This is a genomic window from Nitrospirota bacterium (assembly GCA_016214385.1).
GTDB lineage: Bacteria > Nitrospirota > Thermodesulfovibrionia > UBA6902 > JACROP01 > JACROP01.
On the sequence record JACROP010000131.1, the window covers coordinates 1 to 16,577 of the forward strand.

The following is a 16,577-nucleotide window of genomic DNA, read 5'->3' on the forward strand; positions in this document are numbered from 1 at the left end:
CTCTATCTCTGGAATAACAGGGATAAATACGCCAAACATATAGATGCCTGGGAGATAGCAAACAGGGACGATGTCTTTAATGTGATAAGCCTCAAGAAATACCCTTACATCGCAAATAGCGATTTTCATAGGGCAAGACACATATTCTCATGGAAGACATTACTTAACTGCGAAAAAAATATTGAATCAATAAAGCAATGCATAAGGCATAACAAAGGAGTGGCTATAACGCTTTTTAGAAGTTAGAAAAACCTTAGGGAATGAAACCACAGAGATCACAGAGAACACAGAGGAAGACGCAGAAGTTTAAAGGAAAGTAAGTTTTAGGAGGGAAAATATGGAAATATTTTACATTTTTGCAGGCCTGACACTCTTAGGACTTATAGCTTATGGGCTTCAGATATGGGCAGTGCGGTCAACGCTAAAAGAAGATAAGAAGTTAAGAGGCTGGGAAGATGAGAATTCCTCAGCGTCTCATCCTCTCAACTTCTCAACTTCTCAACTTCCACCAGTTTCCATCCTCAAACCCCTAAAAGGCCTTGACGATAATTTGTTCGACAATCTTGCGAGCTTCTGCACGCAGGAGTATCCCGAATACGAAATTATATTCTCCCTTCAGGACCACAATGACCCCGCTTATAAAGTAGTTAGAAAAATAAAGGATAAGTATCCTGATAAAGACATCAATATCATAGTTGAAAGGTGTAATGATGGGCTCAATCCAAAGGTTAATAACCTTATACCTGCTTATAAGGCTTCGAAATACGAATTAATTCTCATAAGCGATAGCAATGTCATGGTTGGAAAGAATTACTTAAAGGATACCGTCACGTATATGGAAGAAGACCCTGGTGTTGGTCTTGTAAGCAATATGATAAGAGGCGTTGGAGGACGCACTATCGGCTCTGTATTAGAAAATCTCCACCTTAATTCATTTATCACGGGCAGCGTCTGCTTCCTTGATAAATTTTTAAAGATGCCATGTGTTGTAGGAAAATCCATGCTGATGAAGAAAGGCGATCTCGAGGCTATTGGTGGATTCAGGTCTGTAAAGGATGTTCTTGCAGAAGATTATATCATCGGAAAGAAGATTCATAAGAGGGGGAAGAAGGTCATACTGTCAAACCACATGATAAATAATGTGAATGAATACTGGAGCATTAAAAAATTCCTGAACAGACATATAAGGTGGGGAAAGCTCAGATGGAAAATCGGTGGTTTTAAATATATTTCAGAACTAATCAGCAATCCTGTATTCATATCCTGCCTTCCGATATTTATGTGGGAGGCATCAAGGATAACCATATCCTTTGCGTTACTTGTTAGTTTTATCAAGGTTCTTGGCGATTACTACATTGGCAAAAAAATAGGGTCAAGGGTCAGGGGTCAAGGGTCAACGGATAGAGGAAAAGAAAAAAATCTTGACCCTAAACCCTTGACCCTTGACCCTCTGTATTATCTTTTATCACCCGTCAAAGACATAATTATCGGGCTTATCTGGTTTGTGCCATTATTTAGCAACACGGTTGTCTGGAGGGGGAACAGATATATCATCGGCAGGGATTCGATACTCTCGCTCTATCCGGAAACCGGTCTATGGTCATGGAGATACAGGCTTGCGGATGCGATAAAGGCAAGGCTCGTGTGAATACAGACAGTTGAGACATGGCAGATGATTCTAAAAATTTAACCTCCCGTTAATAATCCCGTAACATCCAGTCCTTTATAATCACCACGTGCGATTGTTCAAAAAAGTTGTAGACATAATCATCAAGCTGATGATACCTCTTGTAATCCTTGCCCTTATGATGGGAATTGCGAGGATATTCCTTGATCTAAAAGTGGTTTTTGAAAGTCCAACAATAGCCATGCACTGGAGATGACACAGAAATTTCATTCTGCCTTAATAATCCTGTAACAGAAAATCTTTATTCTAATCAAGAAGGCTAAAAAGCCGTGAATACGGAGGGAATTATGTATCAAAGAAGCAATGTAATCTGTCCACATCTGATAGGAAGCCCTGATGGGGCAACATGCAGCATCGCCAACGAGTTCATAAGAAATATGGAAGATGCCGATATAAGGCTATGCATGAACAGGCGCTATGAAGCATGTTCCATATACAAATCTTCACTGATAAAGATGGCTGCAAAATCGTTCTTATCTGATGCTGTACCGGAGGCGGGTCAATAATTGTAACATAAATTTAACAATGCCTTAATAAAGGTTTAATAATCATCTGTTTAAATATGAGCATGGAAGCGATACTTACAGAGGGACAGGAGGTCAGATGCGCCTCCTGCAATAATCGGGAAAGGAGATGAAGATGAACAGCATTGTTGATATTGCATTATCAATGCAGCTCAGAAACGCGTATGAATCACGGTGTCCCTATTGCGACAGATCTGATATGTGCAATGCCTCTATTTGTTTTCTGCTGCCAACAGCAAATGAAAGGGCAACTTATTGTGACACTGAAAACTATGACAATTGCCCGATATTCCTGTCAAAGGTCTTAAGGAGGAGGTAGAAATGGTATGTCTTGATTATCTGGCCCAGGATCTGAGGTGCCTGAGAGGTATCCCTGTTACTCCACGATTCAGCAAGTTCTTCTGCGAGGCAAGACCTGAAAAGTGTCCATTAATTGTGAGGGAGAAGACGATATCGAAAGACATAGGTGCGAGAAGAGCAAAACCTTTTAAAAACATATGGAGGAGGCCATGAGATGTCCCTATCTTGAAAAATGGGTTGTATCCGTCTGTAAAGCTGTGAATAATACGTATGTCCCGAGTAATTTTGAACTTGAGGAATACTGTAAGACCAAGAGCCATAAGAAATGCCCTTTCTTTTTAAGGAATACAGATGTGAAAAGTGAAGTGGATGGCCTGATTTCGGCATGAGAATAGTGTGCCTATCTTACTTCAAAATTTAACATTTCCTTAATATCTCTGTAACAATACTCTGTTATCCTTCGAAAGAATGTTAGTGATAAAGGGGGTGAGAAAATAAGAAGTGGGAATGGAGAAGTAAAAAAACTAAAAACTAAAAACTAAAAACAAAGAAGGAGGTTAAGAAATGTTCAAAAAGATTTTTGTGGGCATGATTGCCCTCATAGTTATGGTGATGGCTACCTCAGTCCAAGTAATGGCTGCAGAAAAGATTGTAAAGATTGACGGTTCAAGCACGGTCTATCCAATCACCGAGGCTGTTGCAGAGGAATTCCAGAAGGCTAAGAAGGCCGGTATTAAAGTGACTGTAGGTATTTCAGGAACAGGCGGGGGATTCAAAAAGTTCTGCAGGGGTGAGACAGATATATCTGATGCATCAAGACCTATACTTAAGAAAGAGATGGATGCATGTAAAGAGAAAGGCATCGAATACATTGAACTCCCTGTTGCCTATGATGGTCTTGCTGTTATGGTGAATCCGAAAAATACATGGGTTAAGTCCATGACCGTTGCTGACCTTAAAAAGATCTGGGAACCTGCAGCTCAGGGGAAAATTACAAAATGGAATCAGGTAAGAGCAGAATGGCCTAATGCCCCACTGAAACTATTCGGTCCAGGTGTGGACTCAGGTACCTTTGATTACTTTACCGAAGCGATTGTAGAAAAGGCAAAGTCATCAAGGGGGGACTATACTTCAAGCGAGGATGACAATGTCCTTGTCCAGGGAATAGCAGGAGACAAAAATGCCCTCGGCTACTTTGGTTTAGCATACTACGAAGAGAACAGGGACAAATTAAAGCTCGTCCCTGTAATCAATCCTAAAACAGGGAAAGAGGTGCTTCCATCCGAGAAGACTGTTATGGACGGCACATACCAGCCCCTTTCGAGGCCGATCTTTATCTATGTAAGCAAAAAGTCATTGGACAAACCAGAGGTGAAGGAGTTTGTAGAATTCTATCTAAAGAGTGCGTCAAGACTTGTAAAAGAGGTCAAATATGTCCCCCTCCCTGATAAGGCATATAAGCTCGCAGAGGAGAGATTCACAAAAAGAAAGACGGGAACCCTGTTTGGTGGAGAGGCAGAAGTAGGCGTTAAGATAGAGGATCTGCTTGCGAGAGAGGAAAAGAAATAACCTTTGTTAATGATTCAGAAGGGCGTGTAAACACACGCCCTTTTTTTATTCGATGAAGAACCCTGCGGCAATCAACAGGGCATCCAACCAAATTCAACCTTTTTCCTTAACCAAATCCTCCGGGATCCTGTCCAAACTTCTTCTTAAAAAAGAATTCACAACGTAACCCTTCAGTGAAGCGTGGAAAATAGCCTCTGGGACTGCCCTTATTTATAGACAAAGCGAAGCTGAGTCCCCTCGTACGGGGCAGGCTCCGAATAGGGACTGCCCCCAAAAACGAGGAAACCACCTTTCCCTGAAAGAGATCTTTTCTTGACACATGCATCTTTCATCTAATATACTTAGTTGAATAGTTGTTCATATATTGTAAAGAGATTGGAGAAGCTGTGAGAAGAAGTAAAGAAGAAGTCTGTGAAATAACCTGCATTGACAAAAAGAAGGTATCATCTGTCAAAAAGAAGATGAAGTCCGAGACTACAATGCAGAGGATTGCAGAGACCTTTAAAGTGCTTGGAGATGCCACGAGGACAAAAATAGTCTTTGCGCTGTCACTTCAGGAGCTTTGCGTATGCGACTTGGCAAACCTGTTGAATACAACTCGCTCTGCTGTTTCGCATCAGTTGAGGATATTGAGGAATATGAGGCTCGTGAAATACAGGAAAGAGGGGAAGATGGTCTTTTATTCCATTGACGATGAACATATCACCAATTTATTTAACGAATGTCTGAGGCATGTAGAGGAAGATGGCTAAACAGGACGTCATAAAAACACTCACCATTACGGTTAAAGGGCTCGACTGCGCCGCGTGCGCCGAAAAAATAGAGAAGGCTCTGCTGCGCCATGAAGGAATTCACGGCATAACCGTATATTTAGGCGCGGAGAAGGCGGATATACAGTTCGACCCCTCTTTAATAAAGGAAAAATCTATAGTCGATACTATAAGCGGCCTTGGGTATAAGGTTTTAACGGGAAGCGGTGAGGTCTCCGGCAAATCCTTCTTAGAAATATTTTTTAGGGGAGAATGGACCTTTGACCTGTTAAGGATAGGATTTGTCTTTCTGTTGCTCGCCCTTAGTTTCACAGGCATAACAAAATCAATCACGGCAATAGACCTGTTTTCGATATTTGCCGTAATAGTCGGCGGCTATCCTTTGATAAGGCACGCCTTCATAGATTTAAAAAACAGGACTGTCACAGCCGATGTCTTCATGGCGCTGGGAGTCGTTGCCGCCGCTGCAATAGGAGAATTCCGCTCAGCCGCCATAATAGCCTTTTTCATGCTCATAGCAGAGTTCCTCGATTCTTTTACCATGGAAAAAGCGAGGAAAGCCATAAAGGAATTAATTGAAATGGCTCCAAAGACAGCAAGGGTGAAAAGAGAAGATGCAGAGATGGAAGTCCCTGTGGAAGATATAAAAAGGGGCGATATTGTTGTTGTTAAGCCCGGCGAAAAAATCCCTGTTGAAGGTGTGATAATCTCGGGAAGGGGTTCGATAAATCAGGCACCGATTACAGGTGAATCAATCCCTGTGGAAAAAAAGGAAGGTGACATTGTATACGCAGCAACAATTAATCAACTTGGTGTTTTATTCATAAAGGTAACTCACACAGGAGAAGACACCACATATTCAAGGATTATAAGGCTCGTTGAAGAGGCAGAGGCGTCAAAGGCTCCTGTCCAGAAGATAGCAGATAAATTCGCCTCATACTTTACGCCTGCAATCTTAGTCATCGCAATCATCACATTTTTAATTACATGGAAGATAACGAACACCATTGCGGTTATTGTTGTGGCATGTCCCTGCACCGTTGCCATAGCTACGCCGCTTGCAGTGGTGGCGAGCATGGGCAGGGCAGCAAAAAAGGGCATTATTATAAAGGGAGGCCGTTACCTCGAAGCCCTGATCATGATGACAAGGAGATAATATCTTGTGCTGCAGCAGTGGAACGATACTCAGAGCATCCCCTCGCAAAGGCGATAATCAAAAAGGCATCAGAAATGGAGGCTGCGGTTCCTGAGCCGGATGAATGCAGGGTCATTCCTGGAATGGGCATAGAAGTTACTGTAAACGGCAAAAAGATAGTCCTCGGAAGCAGGGAGATGTTGAGAATATCGGATATAGCCATTTCGGACGAGATCGAAAGATATATTCACGACAGGGAAGAGAATGGCAAGACAGCCCTCCTTTTATCCCATGACAACACTGTCTGCGGAGTTATATGCGTGGCTGACATTGTAAGGGAGGGGAGCATAGAGGCCATAGCCTCCTTGAAAGGGCTCGGTTTTGATGACCCGATTATGCTTACAGGCGATAATCCGAGAACAGCTAATGCCATTGCCTCATCCCTCGGCATTAAAAATGTCGTGGCGCAACTACTGCCTGAAGATAAGGTAAGTAAGATAAAAGAGCTTGCATCAAAAGGCAAAAGAGTCTTGATGGTAGGTGACGGCATAAATGATGCGCCTGCCCTTGCACAGGCACATGTGGGCATAGCTATGGGAGCTGTTGGCTCTGATGCAGCAATTGAGGCATCGGATGTTGCATTAATGCGCGATGAGTGGAAGCAGATTCCGGAGGCGGTGATGATTGGAAGAAAGACGTTCAGCATTATAAAGCAAAATCTTGCGGTGGGTATAGTTTTCAATTTAGTCGGCATTACCCTCGCCTCAACAGGGATACTCTCTCCTGCAATGGCAGCAGTTGCCCATGTAATGCCCGATGTGCTTGTGTTTTTAAATTCTTCAAGATTACTTAGGTGAAAATTACCGAAGATAGGAGGCAGGTATGATGCGTGATTGGATGTGGGGAGATTGGATGTATGGATATGGTATGGGCTGGGGATGGTTTGGATTTATCCTGATGATAGCCTTCTGGGCACTGGTGATTTTAGGGATTGTCTATCTTGTGAAGGCAATTGCCGGTAGAGGTGCATCTCCTAAAGAAGAGACACCACTTGATATTCTCAAGAAGAGATATGCAAAAGGTGAAATTGACCAGGAAGATTTTGTCAAAAGGAAAAGGGATTTAGAGTAGAAGGGTTGATTTATGAATCAAAAATCTGATAGGTTCTGAAGGCAGTTTTAACTTCTGTGTGTTTTAGATTGTTAGAATATTGTTGTATAAGGCGAGGTTGGTTAATGATGAAGCTCTCTGTCTTATATATCCTGATGCCTTTAATTATGCTGTTGCCATCTGTCATTCATGGAGAGGTAAAGACGCTCAGTATCATTTATACAGGTGGCGTGAATGGTGAACTTGAGCCATGCGGTTGCTCTCCAAAGACTGATTTTGGCGGAGTGGCAAGGCGAGCGGGCTATCTTGCCGAACATCTAAAAAGGCTTTCTCCTTATATCCTTATAGATGCAGGGAATTTCCTCGATAAGGATACTCCTCAGGGGAGGCTCAAGGCAGAGGCAATGATAAAAGCACTCAGCATTATGAAGTATGATGTAGTGGCAGTTTCAAAAAATGAAAAGCAATTTCCCACTAACTTTTTTTTCGAACTTTCAAAGAAATATAGAGTGCCTGTTATTTCTGATATGACGGAATATAGACAGTCGGTCTCTATAAGGCGTGATGGTATTGAGGTTAACCTGAGTATAAATCCAGAGAATTTTCACATTATCCTGGACAGTAGTGTTTCTTAACATAACTGTAACATAACTGTAACATTGTTGTAACAAACGGATTTTATAATTTTCCGTTAAAAACTTTTATGAGGAAAAAGGTCAGGTTTAAAGAGTTTCTTATAGAGGCCATTCTATTTTTAAGTGCTGCCTCCTCCATATTTATTACACTGAGCATTGTAGTTATTTTATTTTATGAGTCCTACGGCTTCTTTAAAGAGATTCCGATTATAGAGTTTCTGACAGGCACTCAGTGGACTCCCCTTTTTGCAGAACCAAAGTTCGGCGTCCTTCCACTTGTTGCAGGGACTCTCCTGACAACTTCAATTGCACTTTCAGTTGCATTGCCATTGGGTCTGATTGCTGCGATATATTTAAGCGAATATGCACCTCACAGGGTAAGAGAGGTGATAAAGCCAATACTCGAACTCCTGGCAGCGGTGCCGACTGTGGTATATGGTTATTTTGCATTACTCTTCTTAACCCCCATACTTCAGAAATTTTTACCAGACCTTTCGGGTTTCAATGCCTTAAGCCCTGGAATTATAATGGGGATAATGATTATACCCTATGTGAGTTCTGTGAGTGAGGATGCCATGAAGGCTGTCCCGATGCATATAAGGGAGGGCTCGTATGCAATGGGCGCTACAAGACTACAGACAGCCTTCAAGGTCATTATACCTGCTGCATTTTCAGGGATAGCAGCAGCGTTTATCATGGGAATATCGAGGGCAATAGGTGAGACCATGGTGGTTGCAATTGCTGCTGGAATGATGCCGAATTTCACATTCAATCCCTTAGAGCCTGTTCAGACCTTTACCTCATATATAGTCCAGGTAAGCCTCGGTGATGTTCCGTATGGGACATTGGAATATAAAACAATATTTGCGGCAGGCATCGCCCTGTTCTTTATGACACTTTTTTTTAATATCTTTGGATTCTTCTTAAGGGCAAAGTTAAGAGAAAAATACTAAATATGGAAGACATTAAGAGACGAATAAAGATCTCAAAATACTGGGACTACACCTTCGCAATCACTGGACTCCTTTCCTCCTTTGTCGGCCTTGCACTATTATTTGCGCTCTTTCTGGATTTATTCATTGATGGCTCTCCGAGGTTGAGTTACAAATTCTTCACATCGTTCCCATCAAGGTTTCCAGAAGAGGCAGGGATACTCTCTGCATGGGTTGGGACGACCCTTGTAATGGTCGTTACAGCGCTAACAGCCTTACCACTCGGCGTTGCTGCAGGGATATACCTTGAGGAGTATGCAAGGAAAAACTGGTTTACAGATATTATAGAGATTAATGTGGCAAACCTTGCAGGCGTCCCTTCAATCATCTATGGCCTCCTTGCACTGGGATTATTTGTATATTTCCTGAGGCTTGGTGAGAGCATTCTTACCGGTGGACTTGCCCTTGCCCTGTTGATATTGCCGGTTGTCATAATGGCAACGAGGGAGGCTATAAGGGCAATACCCAATTCCATAAGGGAGGCATCATATGCCCTGGGCGCTACAAAGTGGCAGACTGTCCAGCATCACATAATCCCCTATTCCACAGGCGGAATCCTCACAGGAATTATAATAGGGCTTTCGAGGGCTATCGGAGAGACAGCCCCGTTGATCACTGTCGGGGCATTGACCTTTATAGCCTTTCTTCCATCTTCGCCCATATCCTCGGAGTTTCCGTTCATATCATTTAAGTGGCTCATTGACCCTTTTACTGTTATGCCCATTCAACTTTTTAACTGGGTATCGAGGCCGCAAAAGGGGTTTCATGTAAATGCAGCAGCAGCAGGTATCGTACTTCTGATAATGACATTGATTATGAACGGCCTCGCAATTTATATTAGATATAGATTCAGGAAGAAAATAAGATGGTAACGGATAATCTAAAAGCTGAAGTCAAACAACTTAATTTCTATTATGGCTCTGTCCATGCCCTTAAAGACACCAATCTGCCTATAGCGCAAAGAAAGGTTACAGCCCTTATAGGTCCCTCAGGTTGTGGGAAGACAACATTTCTTAGATGCTTTAATCGCATGCATGATCTCTACCCTAATAACAGGTATGAAGGAGAAATCATCCTTTATCCTGACAATATTAATATCATCTCACCTGAGATTGACCCTATTGAGATAAGGATGCAGATAAGTATGGTCTTTCAGAAGCCAAATCCTTTCCCAAAGTCAATATACGAAAATGTTGCCTATGGCCTCAGGGTAAGAGGGGTCAGTAAGAGAAGCATACTCGATGAGAAAGTAGAGAAATCCCTGCGTGGTGCAGCCCTCTGGGATGAGATAAAGGATAGGCTTTATAAGCCAGCATTTGAGCTTTCTGGTGGGCAACAGCAGAGGCTTTGTATAGCGAGGGCACTCGCGACAGACCCTCGGATTCTCCTCTTTGATGAACCAACCTCAGCCCTTGATCCAACAGCGACTTCAAAAATCGAAGAACTTATAATAGAATTAAAAAATGAAGTAACCATAATAATCGTCACTCATAACATGCAACAGGCAGCAAGGGTATCGGACTATACTGCCTTTATGTATTTAGGGGAGATTATTGAATTTGACAAAACAGATAAGATATTCACAGCACCAACTAAGAAACTTACAGAGGAATATATTACAGGGAGGTTTGGATAAAGCATACTGAACCTCAACCTAATTTAAGCTGGAGGCAATATGACAACCGTCTTTGATAGAGAACTTGGAGAACTGAAAGAGAGGATATTGAGAATGGGTGCGATGGTTGAGACTGCCATAAGGGATTCTGTCGCTTCCCTCGTTGAAAGGGATTCTGAACTCGCAAGAAAAGTTATTGGGAATGACCCTAAGATTAATGCCCTTGATGTCGAGATAGACGAAGAATGTATAAGGCTCTTAGCTATCAGACAACCGAGGGCAGGGGATTTGAGGTTTATCACGACCGCAATGAAGATAACTACAGACCTTGAGAGGATGGGGGATTTAGCAGAGGATATTTCAGAAAGGGCAATCGAGCTCAATGAAGAGCCGATACTTAAGCCTTACATAGATATACCGAGGATGGCGGAAATATCAGGGGGGATGCTGAGGGATGCCCTCGATTCCCTGGTAAAAGGGGATACAAAACTTGCCATGGCTGTAATAAAGAGGGATGATCAAGTAGATATGCTTAATGTCCAGGTATTCAATGAACTGCTTTTTTTTATGATACAGGACCCACATACCGTATCAAGGGCTACGAGGATTACCTATGTGTCAAAATATCTTGAGCGAATCGGAGATCACGCTACCAACATCGCTGAAATGGTTATTTATATGGTAGAGGGAAAGATAATAAGGCATACAGGGCCAGCATGAGAATACTTGTTGTAGATGATGAGCCTGATCTGGTAGAACTTGTAAAATATAACCTTACAAAGGAAGGTTATTCTGTTGAATATGCTGAAAGTGGCGATAAGGCCCTTAAGAAAATAAGGGCAGAAAATTATGATCTCATTATCCTTGATTTAATGCTTCCTGGTATCCCGGGGCTTGAGCTTTGCAGAATCTTAAGAAAAGACGAAAAGACCGCTAAAATCCCTGTAATCATGCTCACAGCAAAGACAGACGAGGTCGATAAAATTCTTGGCCTTGAGATGGGCGCAGATGATTATGTAACAAAGCCCTTTAGCCCCAGGGAGCTTATAGCGAGGATAAAGGCTGTGTTAAGGAGAAGCGAGCAGGAGCGTGGCGCCAATAAAGAGGTAAAGATTGGGGAGCTCGCTGTAAATTTTGATACTTATGCTGTGAGTCTCAGGGGCAGGCCTATTAAGCTTAGCGCTACAGAGTTCAGGCTTCTCAGGTTTCTTATAGAACATAGAGGCAAGGTCTTCAGCCGTGACCACCTGCTTGATTCTGTCTGGAAGGGCGAGTCTTTTGTTGAACCACGGATAGTTGATGTGCACATAAGGCGTCTGCGGAGCCAGCTCGAGGATGACCCGAAGAACGCAAAGTACATCAAGACCATGAGGGGAGTGGGGTATTATTTCTCCGGAGATTAACTATTGAAATTATCAAAAAAAACTATAATTCCCCATGCCCTTTTAATATCTCTGATTTTTTTAGTTCTTGGATTCTATCTTTCCGAGCCCCTTAAAAATTACTTCATCTTAGCGTTTCTCATATCACTCTGCCTGTCTATTCTTATAGGTTTTTCCGTTTCAAGGGCAATAACTAAGAGAATAAATGAGGTTGCTGAGCTTTCAAGGGAAATTTCAAAGGGAAATTTTCAGAAGAAGCTCTTAATAACAGGGGACGATGAAATAGGCGACCTCGGAAGGAATTTAAATGCTATGGCAGAGGAGTTAAGGGTAAAAATAGAAAACCTGACTTCTGAAAAAAGAACACTCGAGGTCATTCTCAGCAGCATGTATGATGGGCTCCTTATGATTGATATGCTTGGAAATATTACCCTTTCAAACGCCGCTGTTAACAGGATTCTAAATATTTCCGAAAATATAGTAGGCCGTCCATTTTTTGAGGTCATCAGGGACCCCGCTATTCATGACCTGGAGATGGAGGTCAGGAAAACCGGGAAGTCTGCCTCACGAGAAATAGAAATATTTTATCCCTCAAATCGTTACTTATATGTCACAGCAACGCCGTTGTATCCAGGAGAGGCAGAGGCTGGTTTTCTACTTGTCTTTCATGACATAACAAAACTCAAACACCTCGAGACTGTAAGAAAGGATTTTGTGGCCAATGTATCTCACGAGATAAAAACTCCAATAACTGCAATAAAAGGTTTTGCAGAGACCCTGCTTGATGGCGCCTTAGAGGATAAAGAACATGTTCGTAAGCATTTAGAGATTATAAAGAATCACAGCGAAAGGTTGAACAACCTTGTTGAAGACCTTTTGACACTTTCCAGTCTGGATAAAGGTGAAGTTTATCTGAGGACCGAGGCAGTTGATGTAAAAAAACTTATTGATTCAATTTTCCTTACGCTCAAGGCTAAGGCATCTTCCCAAGATATAGCCCTAATAAATGAAATACCTGATGATTTTCCACATGTCAGGGCTGACAGAAATCGTCTTATTCAGATCTTTTTAAATCTGGTAGACAATGCAATTAAATTTACAGAGTACGGAACAGTGACGGCCCGTGGCGTTGTGGACGATAATCAGATTAAAATCCTGATAGAGGATACTGGTATAGGCATTCAAGCCAAAGATATTCCAAGGCTCGGGGAGAGATTTTACAGGGTTGACAGAGCACGGTCAAGGATGTTTGGCGGTACAGGTCTTGGACTTGCTATTGTAAAACACCTTGTTAGAGCCCACAATTGGGAAATGAAGATAGAAAGTGAGGTGGGCAGAGGTACAAAGGTTATTTTGTTTGTACCTCTATTGCGCACTTCATAAAAGGCCGAGGGCTCTCTTTTTATTTTTAATAAAGTTCTCAATGGCTTCCCTGTAAAAGTCCTTAATAGCCCTTATTTCCGGAGATATTCTGTTCTCATAGAGCTTTTGACCTTCTTTTATTTCATCAGCAAGGAGTTCAAAGAATGTATCATTGTTTACTCCCTCAGTTACTTTCCGCTGATTGTAGAGGGTGATATCAGATACAATAGTCCTTGCTAACCTCTTTGCCCTCTCAACCAGCTCATCCGCGGCTGTTTCTGGTGCTTCTAATTTTTCTTCAACCCGTTTTTCTTCAACCTTAAATTTTTCCTCCCTCTTTTCTTCTACTTTTTCTTCTGGCTGAACGGGGGTTATGCCCATTTTTTGCAGCAAAAGTTCCTCTATCATGTGGTCTTCGATATAGTCATCTGCCCCATACAGGGAGGCAGGCTCCCTTCTGTAGCGTGTTTTATCATAAATTGATGCAATAAGGATTATTCTCATGCCTCTGGTGTATTCGCTGTTCTTGAGCCTTTTGCAGACCTCAAATCCATAAATTTTTGGCAGGGCAACGTCAAGAAAGGCAAATAAAGGGCGCTCTTTTGATATCTTGACCATTGCATCCACGCCATCATTAGAGGTAATTACCGCATAATCTGCTTCTGTAAGAACATCCTCTATCCGCGTTATTATCTCAGGGTTATCGTGAGCCACCAGGACCTTTTTGGGGTCTAAAGGTTTTATTTCTGCCGGTTTTGGTTTTTTGACAAGCAGCACAGTACTGCATTTCAGACATCTAAATCTTGTCCCCTCATCTTTGATTTTTTCATCAGGAACTTTAAGTCTGACTTTGCATTTCGGACACTGGATAATCATTTTTTATTAATAATACCTCCTTCGTGTTTTCAGGAAAAGTTTTATAGTTAAAATGCCTATGAGAAACCCTCCTATATGAGCAAACCATGCAACTCCACCCTGAGGGATGGTAGCTGTACTTATAATGCCATTTACAAATTGAATTATAGCCCAAAAACCAATAACAATCAAAGCAGGTATTCTCACGACCTGTATAAAGAAACCGAGGAAGATCAGTGTATGTACCCTTGCCTTTGGGAATAGAAGGACATAAGCCCCTAAGATTCCAGATACTGCGCCGCTTGCGCCTATCATTGGGACGTTCGACGATGGCTCGATAATTGCGTGGCTATAAGCTGCTATGATGCCGCAGAGGAGGTAAAAGATTATGAATCTCATGCGACCTAATTTATCCTCGATGTTGTTGCCGAAAATCCATAAATATAACATGTTACCAGCAATGTGAAAGAGACCTCCATGCATAAACATAGAAGTAAATACTGTAATCGCTGGATGTATGGGCTGAACGCTTTCCATAGTCAAAATAGCCGCAGGAATTGCACCGTATGAAAATGCGAGTGTTGTGGAGTCACCAGGATAAGTAAATTGGAAGAGAAAAATTATGGTATTCAGGAGAATAAAACTTATTGTAATAAAAGGGAAATGGGTAGTTGGGTTGTCATCCTTAAAAGGTATCACCGCGCACCCTTATGCCTGCCATCTGCACCTTCAAGCTCTATAGGCAGTCTTAGGGTGGTAAGCCCTCCAAGCTGTTCAGGACATAAAGGCAGAGCATTCCCACAGGCTACGAGGGCTTTAATATCTTTTTTATTGCTGTTTGTTCCATCAAATCTTGGATTAAGGCCTGAAAGGCATGCACTTACCAAAACCATAAGTTAAATTAATCCAAAAATAGGGTTTTGTCAACTTGAATGTCTAATACTTACTTGAGAGCCCTGCCTTTTAGTTTTATACTTAGGCAGCATGAAAATACACTGCGAGCGAATATGAAAAAAGATTCCCTGGGAAGCTTCAAAAAGCCATGGTCTGGAAGGTTTAGAGAAAGGACAAAAAAAGCAGTCGAGTCCTTCACAGCCTCTATCTCCTTTGATAAGCGGTTATGGAAGTATGATATTGAAGGTAGCATCGCCCATGCAAAGATGCTCGGTAGAAATCGAGGCCGGGAGATTCAGGTTCAAAGAGGGTCTGGAAGACATACATATGAATATCGAATCTGCGCTGATAAAAAAGATAGGTTCTGCTGGAGAAAAACTTCATGCTGCAAGGAGCCGCAATGACCAGGTGGCTCTTGATCTCAGGCTTTTTTTAAGGGACGAGATAGGGGAAATTCAAAAAATCATAAAGAGATTTCAGTCAATCATTGTGGAGATGGCTGAAAAATATATAGATATTGTGATGCCAGGCTATACCCACCTTCAGAAGGCTCAGCCAGTATTGCTTTCCCATCATTTACTATGCTACTGGGAAATGCTTGAGAGAGACAAAAATAGATTTAAAGAGTGCCTCAAGAGGGTTAATGTCCTTCCGCTCGGTTCAGGGGCTCTTGCAGGCACTACCCTTCCGATAGACAGGGAATATGTTGCTGAGCTTTTAAATTTTCCGGAGGTATCAAACAACAGCATGGATGCTGTTTCAGACAGGGATTTTGTAGTGGAATTTCTTTCTGCATCGAGCATCCTCATGACCCACCTTTCGAGGCTCTCTGAAGAATTAATTCCCCTTACTTACAATCGAGACCTCCAGGAAGATAAAGAGCCAGTATTTGACACAGTCGACACTGTGAAATCATGCCTCGGAATATTAAATGAAATGCTGCCAGAAATAAAATTCAATAAGGATGCAATGAGAAAGGCAGCAGAAGGAGGTTTTTCAACTGCCACTGACCTGGCTGAGTATCTTGTTAAAAGAGGGCTTCCTTTCAGGAAGGCCCATGAAATAACAGGGAAAATAGTCAGATACTGCCTTGATAAAGGCAAGGGATTAACAGGCCTGAGTATGAGTGAGTTCAAGAAGTTTTCCAGTTTAATAAAAGACGATGTCTACAGTTATCTGTCTGTAAATGCTTCTATAAGCAACCGGTCATCTTACGGCGGGACATCAAGGAAAATGATCCTTAATCGTATCAAAGAACTCAAGAAGCGTGAAGTTGAGAAATGAGAAGCAAGAAAATAAGTAGCCAGCATGCAATAGTCGGTAGACAGGTTTTTTTCTTTTCCCTGTTTACTGTTTGCTGTTTACTGTTTACTTTTTTTCCTGCCTGTGGTAAAAGGGGAGCCCTGAAGATGCCTGCTCCTTACAGCCCAGGTGCTGCTTCTGACAGCCCCGCCTCGGCGGGACCAGTAGAGCCTCTGAAAACAGATCAAATTCGTCAACCTGAAGCCCCTTCCGGTCTTACTGCGGTCTATATGCAGTCCGGTGTTGTCCTTGTATGGAATCCCCCCCGAAGCCTCGGGGCCGGAGGGCATTTGATAAAGGCGTACAGAATTTATCGCTCCGAGGGCGGTGACTTTAAGCTAATCGGGGAAAGCGTAACCCCCGCATTTACAGACAGGGATGTAGTTCCTTCAGTTAAATATCATTATCGTGTTAGTTCAGTTGGAGAGACCGAGGGGCTGCCATC

Annotated in this window: 22 protein-coding genes and 1 pseudogene; 20 read left to right on the forward strand and 3 right to left on the reverse strand. The window is 42.3% G+C overall.

What is annotated here, in order from left to right; translation table 11 throughout:
• From HZC12_08320 to HZC12_08410, 19 genes are all read left to right on the forward strand, one after another.
• Window positions 1–246: hypothetical protein (locus HZC12_08320; GenBank protein ID MBI5026709.1), on the forward strand; the 246-nt coding region annotated here is incomplete at its 5' end.
• A gap of 91 nt (window positions 247–337) precedes the next feature.
• Window positions 338–1,648, forward strand: a complete 1,311-nt coding sequence (locus HZC12_08325) for a glycosyltransferase (GenBank protein ID MBI5026710.1) — start codon at window positions 338–340, stop codon at window positions 1,646–1,648.
• 88 nt (window positions 1,649–1,736) lie between these two features.
• Entirely contained in the window at window positions 1,737–1,883 is a 147-nt protein-coding gene (locus HZC12_08330; protein MBI5026711.1) for a hypothetical protein, read from the forward strand.
• 91 nt (window positions 1,884–1,974) lie between these two features.
• Complete coding sequence (locus HZC12_08335) at window positions 1,975–2,193, forward strand: hypothetical protein (protein ID MBI5026712.1); 219 nt, start codon at window positions 1,975–1,977, stop codon at window positions 2,191–2,193.
• Window positions 2,194–2,326: 133 nt separating this feature from the next.
• Complete coding sequence (locus HZC12_08340) at window positions 2,327–2,530, forward strand: hypothetical protein (protein ID MBI5026713.1); 204 nt, start codon at window positions 2,327–2,329, stop codon at window positions 2,528–2,530.
• A gap of 2 nt (window positions 2,531–2,532) precedes the next feature.
• Window positions 2,533–2,724: a hypothetical protein gene (locus tag HZC12_08345; GenBank protein MBI5026714.1), complete on the forward strand. Its 192-nt coding sequence runs from the start codon at window positions 2,533–2,535 to the stop codon at window positions 2,722–2,724.
• The gene (locus HZC12_08350; GenBank protein ID MBI5026715.1) at window positions 2,721–2,900 is read left to right on the forward strand and encodes a hypothetical protein; all 180 of its coding nucleotides are present in this window, start codon (window positions 2,721–2,723) and stop codon (window positions 2,898–2,900) included. Before HZC12_08345 ends, HZC12_08350 begins: the two co-directional genes overlap by 4 nt.
• A 175-nt stretch (window positions 2,901–3,075) precedes the next feature.
• Window positions 3,076–4,080, forward strand: coding sequence for a PstS family phosphate ABC transporter substrate-binding protein (locus tag HZC12_08355; GenBank protein ID MBI5026716.1), 1,005 nt, complete (start codon window positions 3,076–3,078; stop codon window positions 4,078–4,080).
• Between the two features lie 461 nt (window positions 4,081–4,541).
• A complete protein-coding gene (locus HZC12_08360) occupies window positions 4,542–4,832 on the forward strand; it encodes a helix-turn-helix transcriptional regulator (protein ID MBI5026717.1) in 291 nt (96 codons plus the stop codon).
• Complete coding sequence (locus HZC12_08365; GenBank protein MBI5026718.1) at window positions 4,825–6,006, forward strand: cation-translocating P-type ATPase; 1,182 nt, start codon at window positions 4,825–4,827, stop codon at window positions 6,004–6,006. The genes HZC12_08360 and HZC12_08365 overlap by 8 nt, the downstream gene beginning before the upstream one ends.
• Window positions 6,007–6,023: 17 nt before the next feature.
• Window positions 6,024–6,842, forward strand: a complete 819-nt coding sequence (locus HZC12_08370; GenBank protein ID MBI5026719.1) for a cation-translocating P-type ATPase — start codon at window positions 6,024–6,026, stop codon at window positions 6,840–6,842.
• A 40-nt stretch (window positions 6,843–6,882) separates the two neighbouring features.
• Window positions 6,883–7,116, forward strand: coding sequence for an SHOCT domain-containing protein (locus HZC12_08375; protein MBI5026720.1), 234 nt, complete (start codon window positions 6,883–6,885; stop codon window positions 7,114–7,116).
• Between the two features lie 104 nt (window positions 7,117–7,220).
• Window positions 7,221–7,730: a hypothetical protein gene (locus tag HZC12_08380; GenBank protein MBI5026721.1), complete on the forward strand. Its 510-nt coding sequence runs from the start codon at window positions 7,221–7,223 to the stop codon at window positions 7,728–7,730.
• A 68-nt stretch (window positions 7,731–7,798) separates the two neighbouring features.
• Window positions 7,799–8,683 carry a phosphate ABC transporter permease subunit PstC gene (pstC, locus tag HZC12_08385; GenBank protein ID MBI5026722.1) on the forward strand — a complete coding sequence of 295 codons (885 nt, stop codon included), beginning with the start codon at window positions 7,799–7,801 and terminating at the stop codon, window positions 8,681–8,683.
• 2 nt (window positions 8,684–8,685) lie between these two features.
• Window positions 8,686–9,594, forward strand: a complete 909-nt coding sequence (pstA, locus tag HZC12_08390) for a phosphate ABC transporter permease PstA (protein MBI5026723.1) — start codon at window positions 8,686–8,688, stop codon at window positions 9,592–9,594.
• Window positions 9,588–10,358, forward strand: coding sequence for a phosphate ABC transporter ATP-binding protein (gene pstB, locus HZC12_08395; protein MBI5026724.1), 771 nt, complete (start codon window positions 9,588–9,590; stop codon window positions 10,356–10,358). The genes pstA and pstB overlap by 7 nt, the downstream gene beginning before the upstream one ends.
• Before the next feature lie 39 nt (window positions 10,359–10,397).
• Window positions 10,398–11,057, forward strand: coding sequence for a phosphate signaling complex protein PhoU (gene phoU, locus HZC12_08400; GenBank protein ID MBI5026725.1), 660 nt, complete (start codon window positions 10,398–10,400; stop codon window positions 11,055–11,057).
• Window positions 11,054–11,740 carry a response regulator gene (locus tag HZC12_08405; GenBank protein ID MBI5026726.1) on the forward strand — a complete coding sequence of 229 codons (687 nt, stop codon included), beginning with the start codon at window positions 11,054–11,056 and terminating at the stop codon, window positions 11,738–11,740. Before phoU ends, HZC12_08405 begins: the two co-directional genes overlap by 4 nt.
• A gap of 3 nt (window positions 11,741–11,743) precedes the next feature.
• Window positions 11,744–13,102 (forward strand): HAMP domain-containing protein, encoded by a 1,359-nt coding sequence (locus tag HZC12_08410; protein ID MBI5026727.1) that lies wholly within the window; start codon window positions 11,744–11,746, stop codon window positions 13,100–13,102.
• Here HZC12_08410 and HZC12_08415 read toward each other — a convergent pair.
• From HZC12_08415 to HZC12_08425, 3 genes are read right to left on the reverse strand one after another with little or no spacing between them, the layout of a single operon-like run.
• On the reverse strand, window positions 13,097–13,957 hold the full coding sequence (locus HZC12_08415) for a zinc-ribbon domain-containing protein (protein MBI5026728.1): 861 nt from the start codon (window positions 13,955–13,957) through the stop codon (window positions 13,097–13,099). The genes HZC12_08410 and HZC12_08415 overlap by 6 nt on opposite strands.
• Window positions 13,958–13,963: 6 nt before the next feature.
• Window positions 13,964–14,635 carry a rhomboid family intramembrane serine protease gene (locus HZC12_08420; GenBank protein ID MBI5026729.1) on the reverse strand — a complete coding sequence of 224 codons (672 nt, stop codon included), beginning with the start codon at window positions 14,633–14,635 and terminating at the stop codon, window positions 13,964–13,966.
• Window positions 14,632–14,829 (reverse strand): DUF523 domain-containing protein, encoded by a 198-nt coding sequence (locus tag HZC12_08425; protein ID MBI5026730.1) that lies wholly within the window; start codon window positions 14,827–14,829, stop codon window positions 14,632–14,634. Before HZC12_08425 ends, HZC12_08420 begins: the two co-directional genes overlap by 4 nt.
• Before the next feature lie 114 nt (window positions 14,830–14,943).
• Here HZC12_08425 and HZC12_08430 point away from each other — a divergent pair.
• Window positions 14,944–16,114 (forward strand): annotated as a pseudogene (locus HZC12_08430) (argininosuccinate lyase).
• Window positions 16,115–16,577: the final 463 nt, after the last annotated feature.

Bases quoted from the DNA above. Each gene is read 5' to 3' on its own strand.
- HZC12_08345 (MBI5026714.1), top strand. From the start codon at position 2,533: ATGGTATGTCTTGATTATCTGGCCCAGGATCTGAGGTGCCTGAGAGGT.
- pstC (MBI5026722.1), top strand. From the start codon at position 7,799: ATGAGGAAAAAGGTCAGGTTTAAAGAGTTTCTTATAGAGGCCATTCTA.
- HZC12_08415 (MBI5026728.1), bottom strand. From the start codon at position 13,957: ATGATTATCCAGTGTCCGAAATGCAAAGTCAGACTTAAAGTTCCTGAT.
- HZC12_08335 (MBI5026712.1), top strand. From the start codon at position 1,975: ATGTATCAAAGAAGCAATGTAATCTGTCCACATCTGATAGGAAGCCCT.
- HZC12_08325 (MBI5026710.1), top strand. From the start codon at position 338: ATGGAAATATTTTACATTTTTGCAGGCCTGACACTCTTAGGACTTATA.
- HZC12_08405 (MBI5026726.1), top strand. From the start codon at position 11,054: ATGAGAATACTTGTTGTAGATGATGAGCCTGATCTGGTAGAACTTGTA.
- HZC12_08350 (MBI5026715.1), top strand. From the start codon at position 2,721: ATGAGATGTCCCTATCTTGAAAAATGGGTTGTATCCGTCTGTAAAGCT.
- HZC12_08380 (MBI5026721.1), top strand. From the start codon at position 7,221: ATGATGAAGCTCTCTGTCTTATATATCCTGATGCCTTTAATTATGCTG.
- HZC12_08355 (MBI5026716.1), top strand. From the start codon at position 3,076: ATGTTCAAAAAGATTTTTGTGGGCATGATTGCCCTCATAGTTATGGTG.
- HZC12_08425 (MBI5026730.1), bottom strand. From the start codon at position 14,829: ATGGTTTTGGTAAGTGCATGCCTTTCAGGCCTTAATCCAAGATTTGAT.
- HZC12_08375 (MBI5026720.1), top strand. From the start codon at position 6,883: ATGTGGGGAGATTGGATGTATGGATATGGTATGGGCTGGGGATGGTTT.
- HZC12_08340 (MBI5026713.1), top strand. From the start codon at position 2,327: ATGAACAGCATTGTTGATATTGCATTATCAATGCAGCTCAGAAACGCG.
- phoU (MBI5026725.1), top strand. From the start codon at position 10,398: ATGACAACCGTCTTTGATAGAGAACTTGGAGAACTGAAAGAGAGGATA.
- HZC12_08360 (MBI5026717.1), top strand. From the start codon at position 4,542: ATGAAGTCCGAGACTACAATGCAGAGGATTGCAGAGACCTTTAAAGTG.
- HZC12_08365 (MBI5026718.1), top strand. From the start codon at position 4,825: ATGGCTAAACAGGACGTCATAAAAACACTCACCATTACGGTTAAAGGG.
- pstB (MBI5026724.1), top strand. From the start codon at position 9,588: ATGGTAACGGATAATCTAAAAGCTGAAGTCAAACAACTTAATTTCTAT.
- pstA (MBI5026723.1), top strand. From the start codon at position 8,686: ATGGAAGACATTAAGAGACGAATAAAGATCTCAAAATACTGGGACTAC.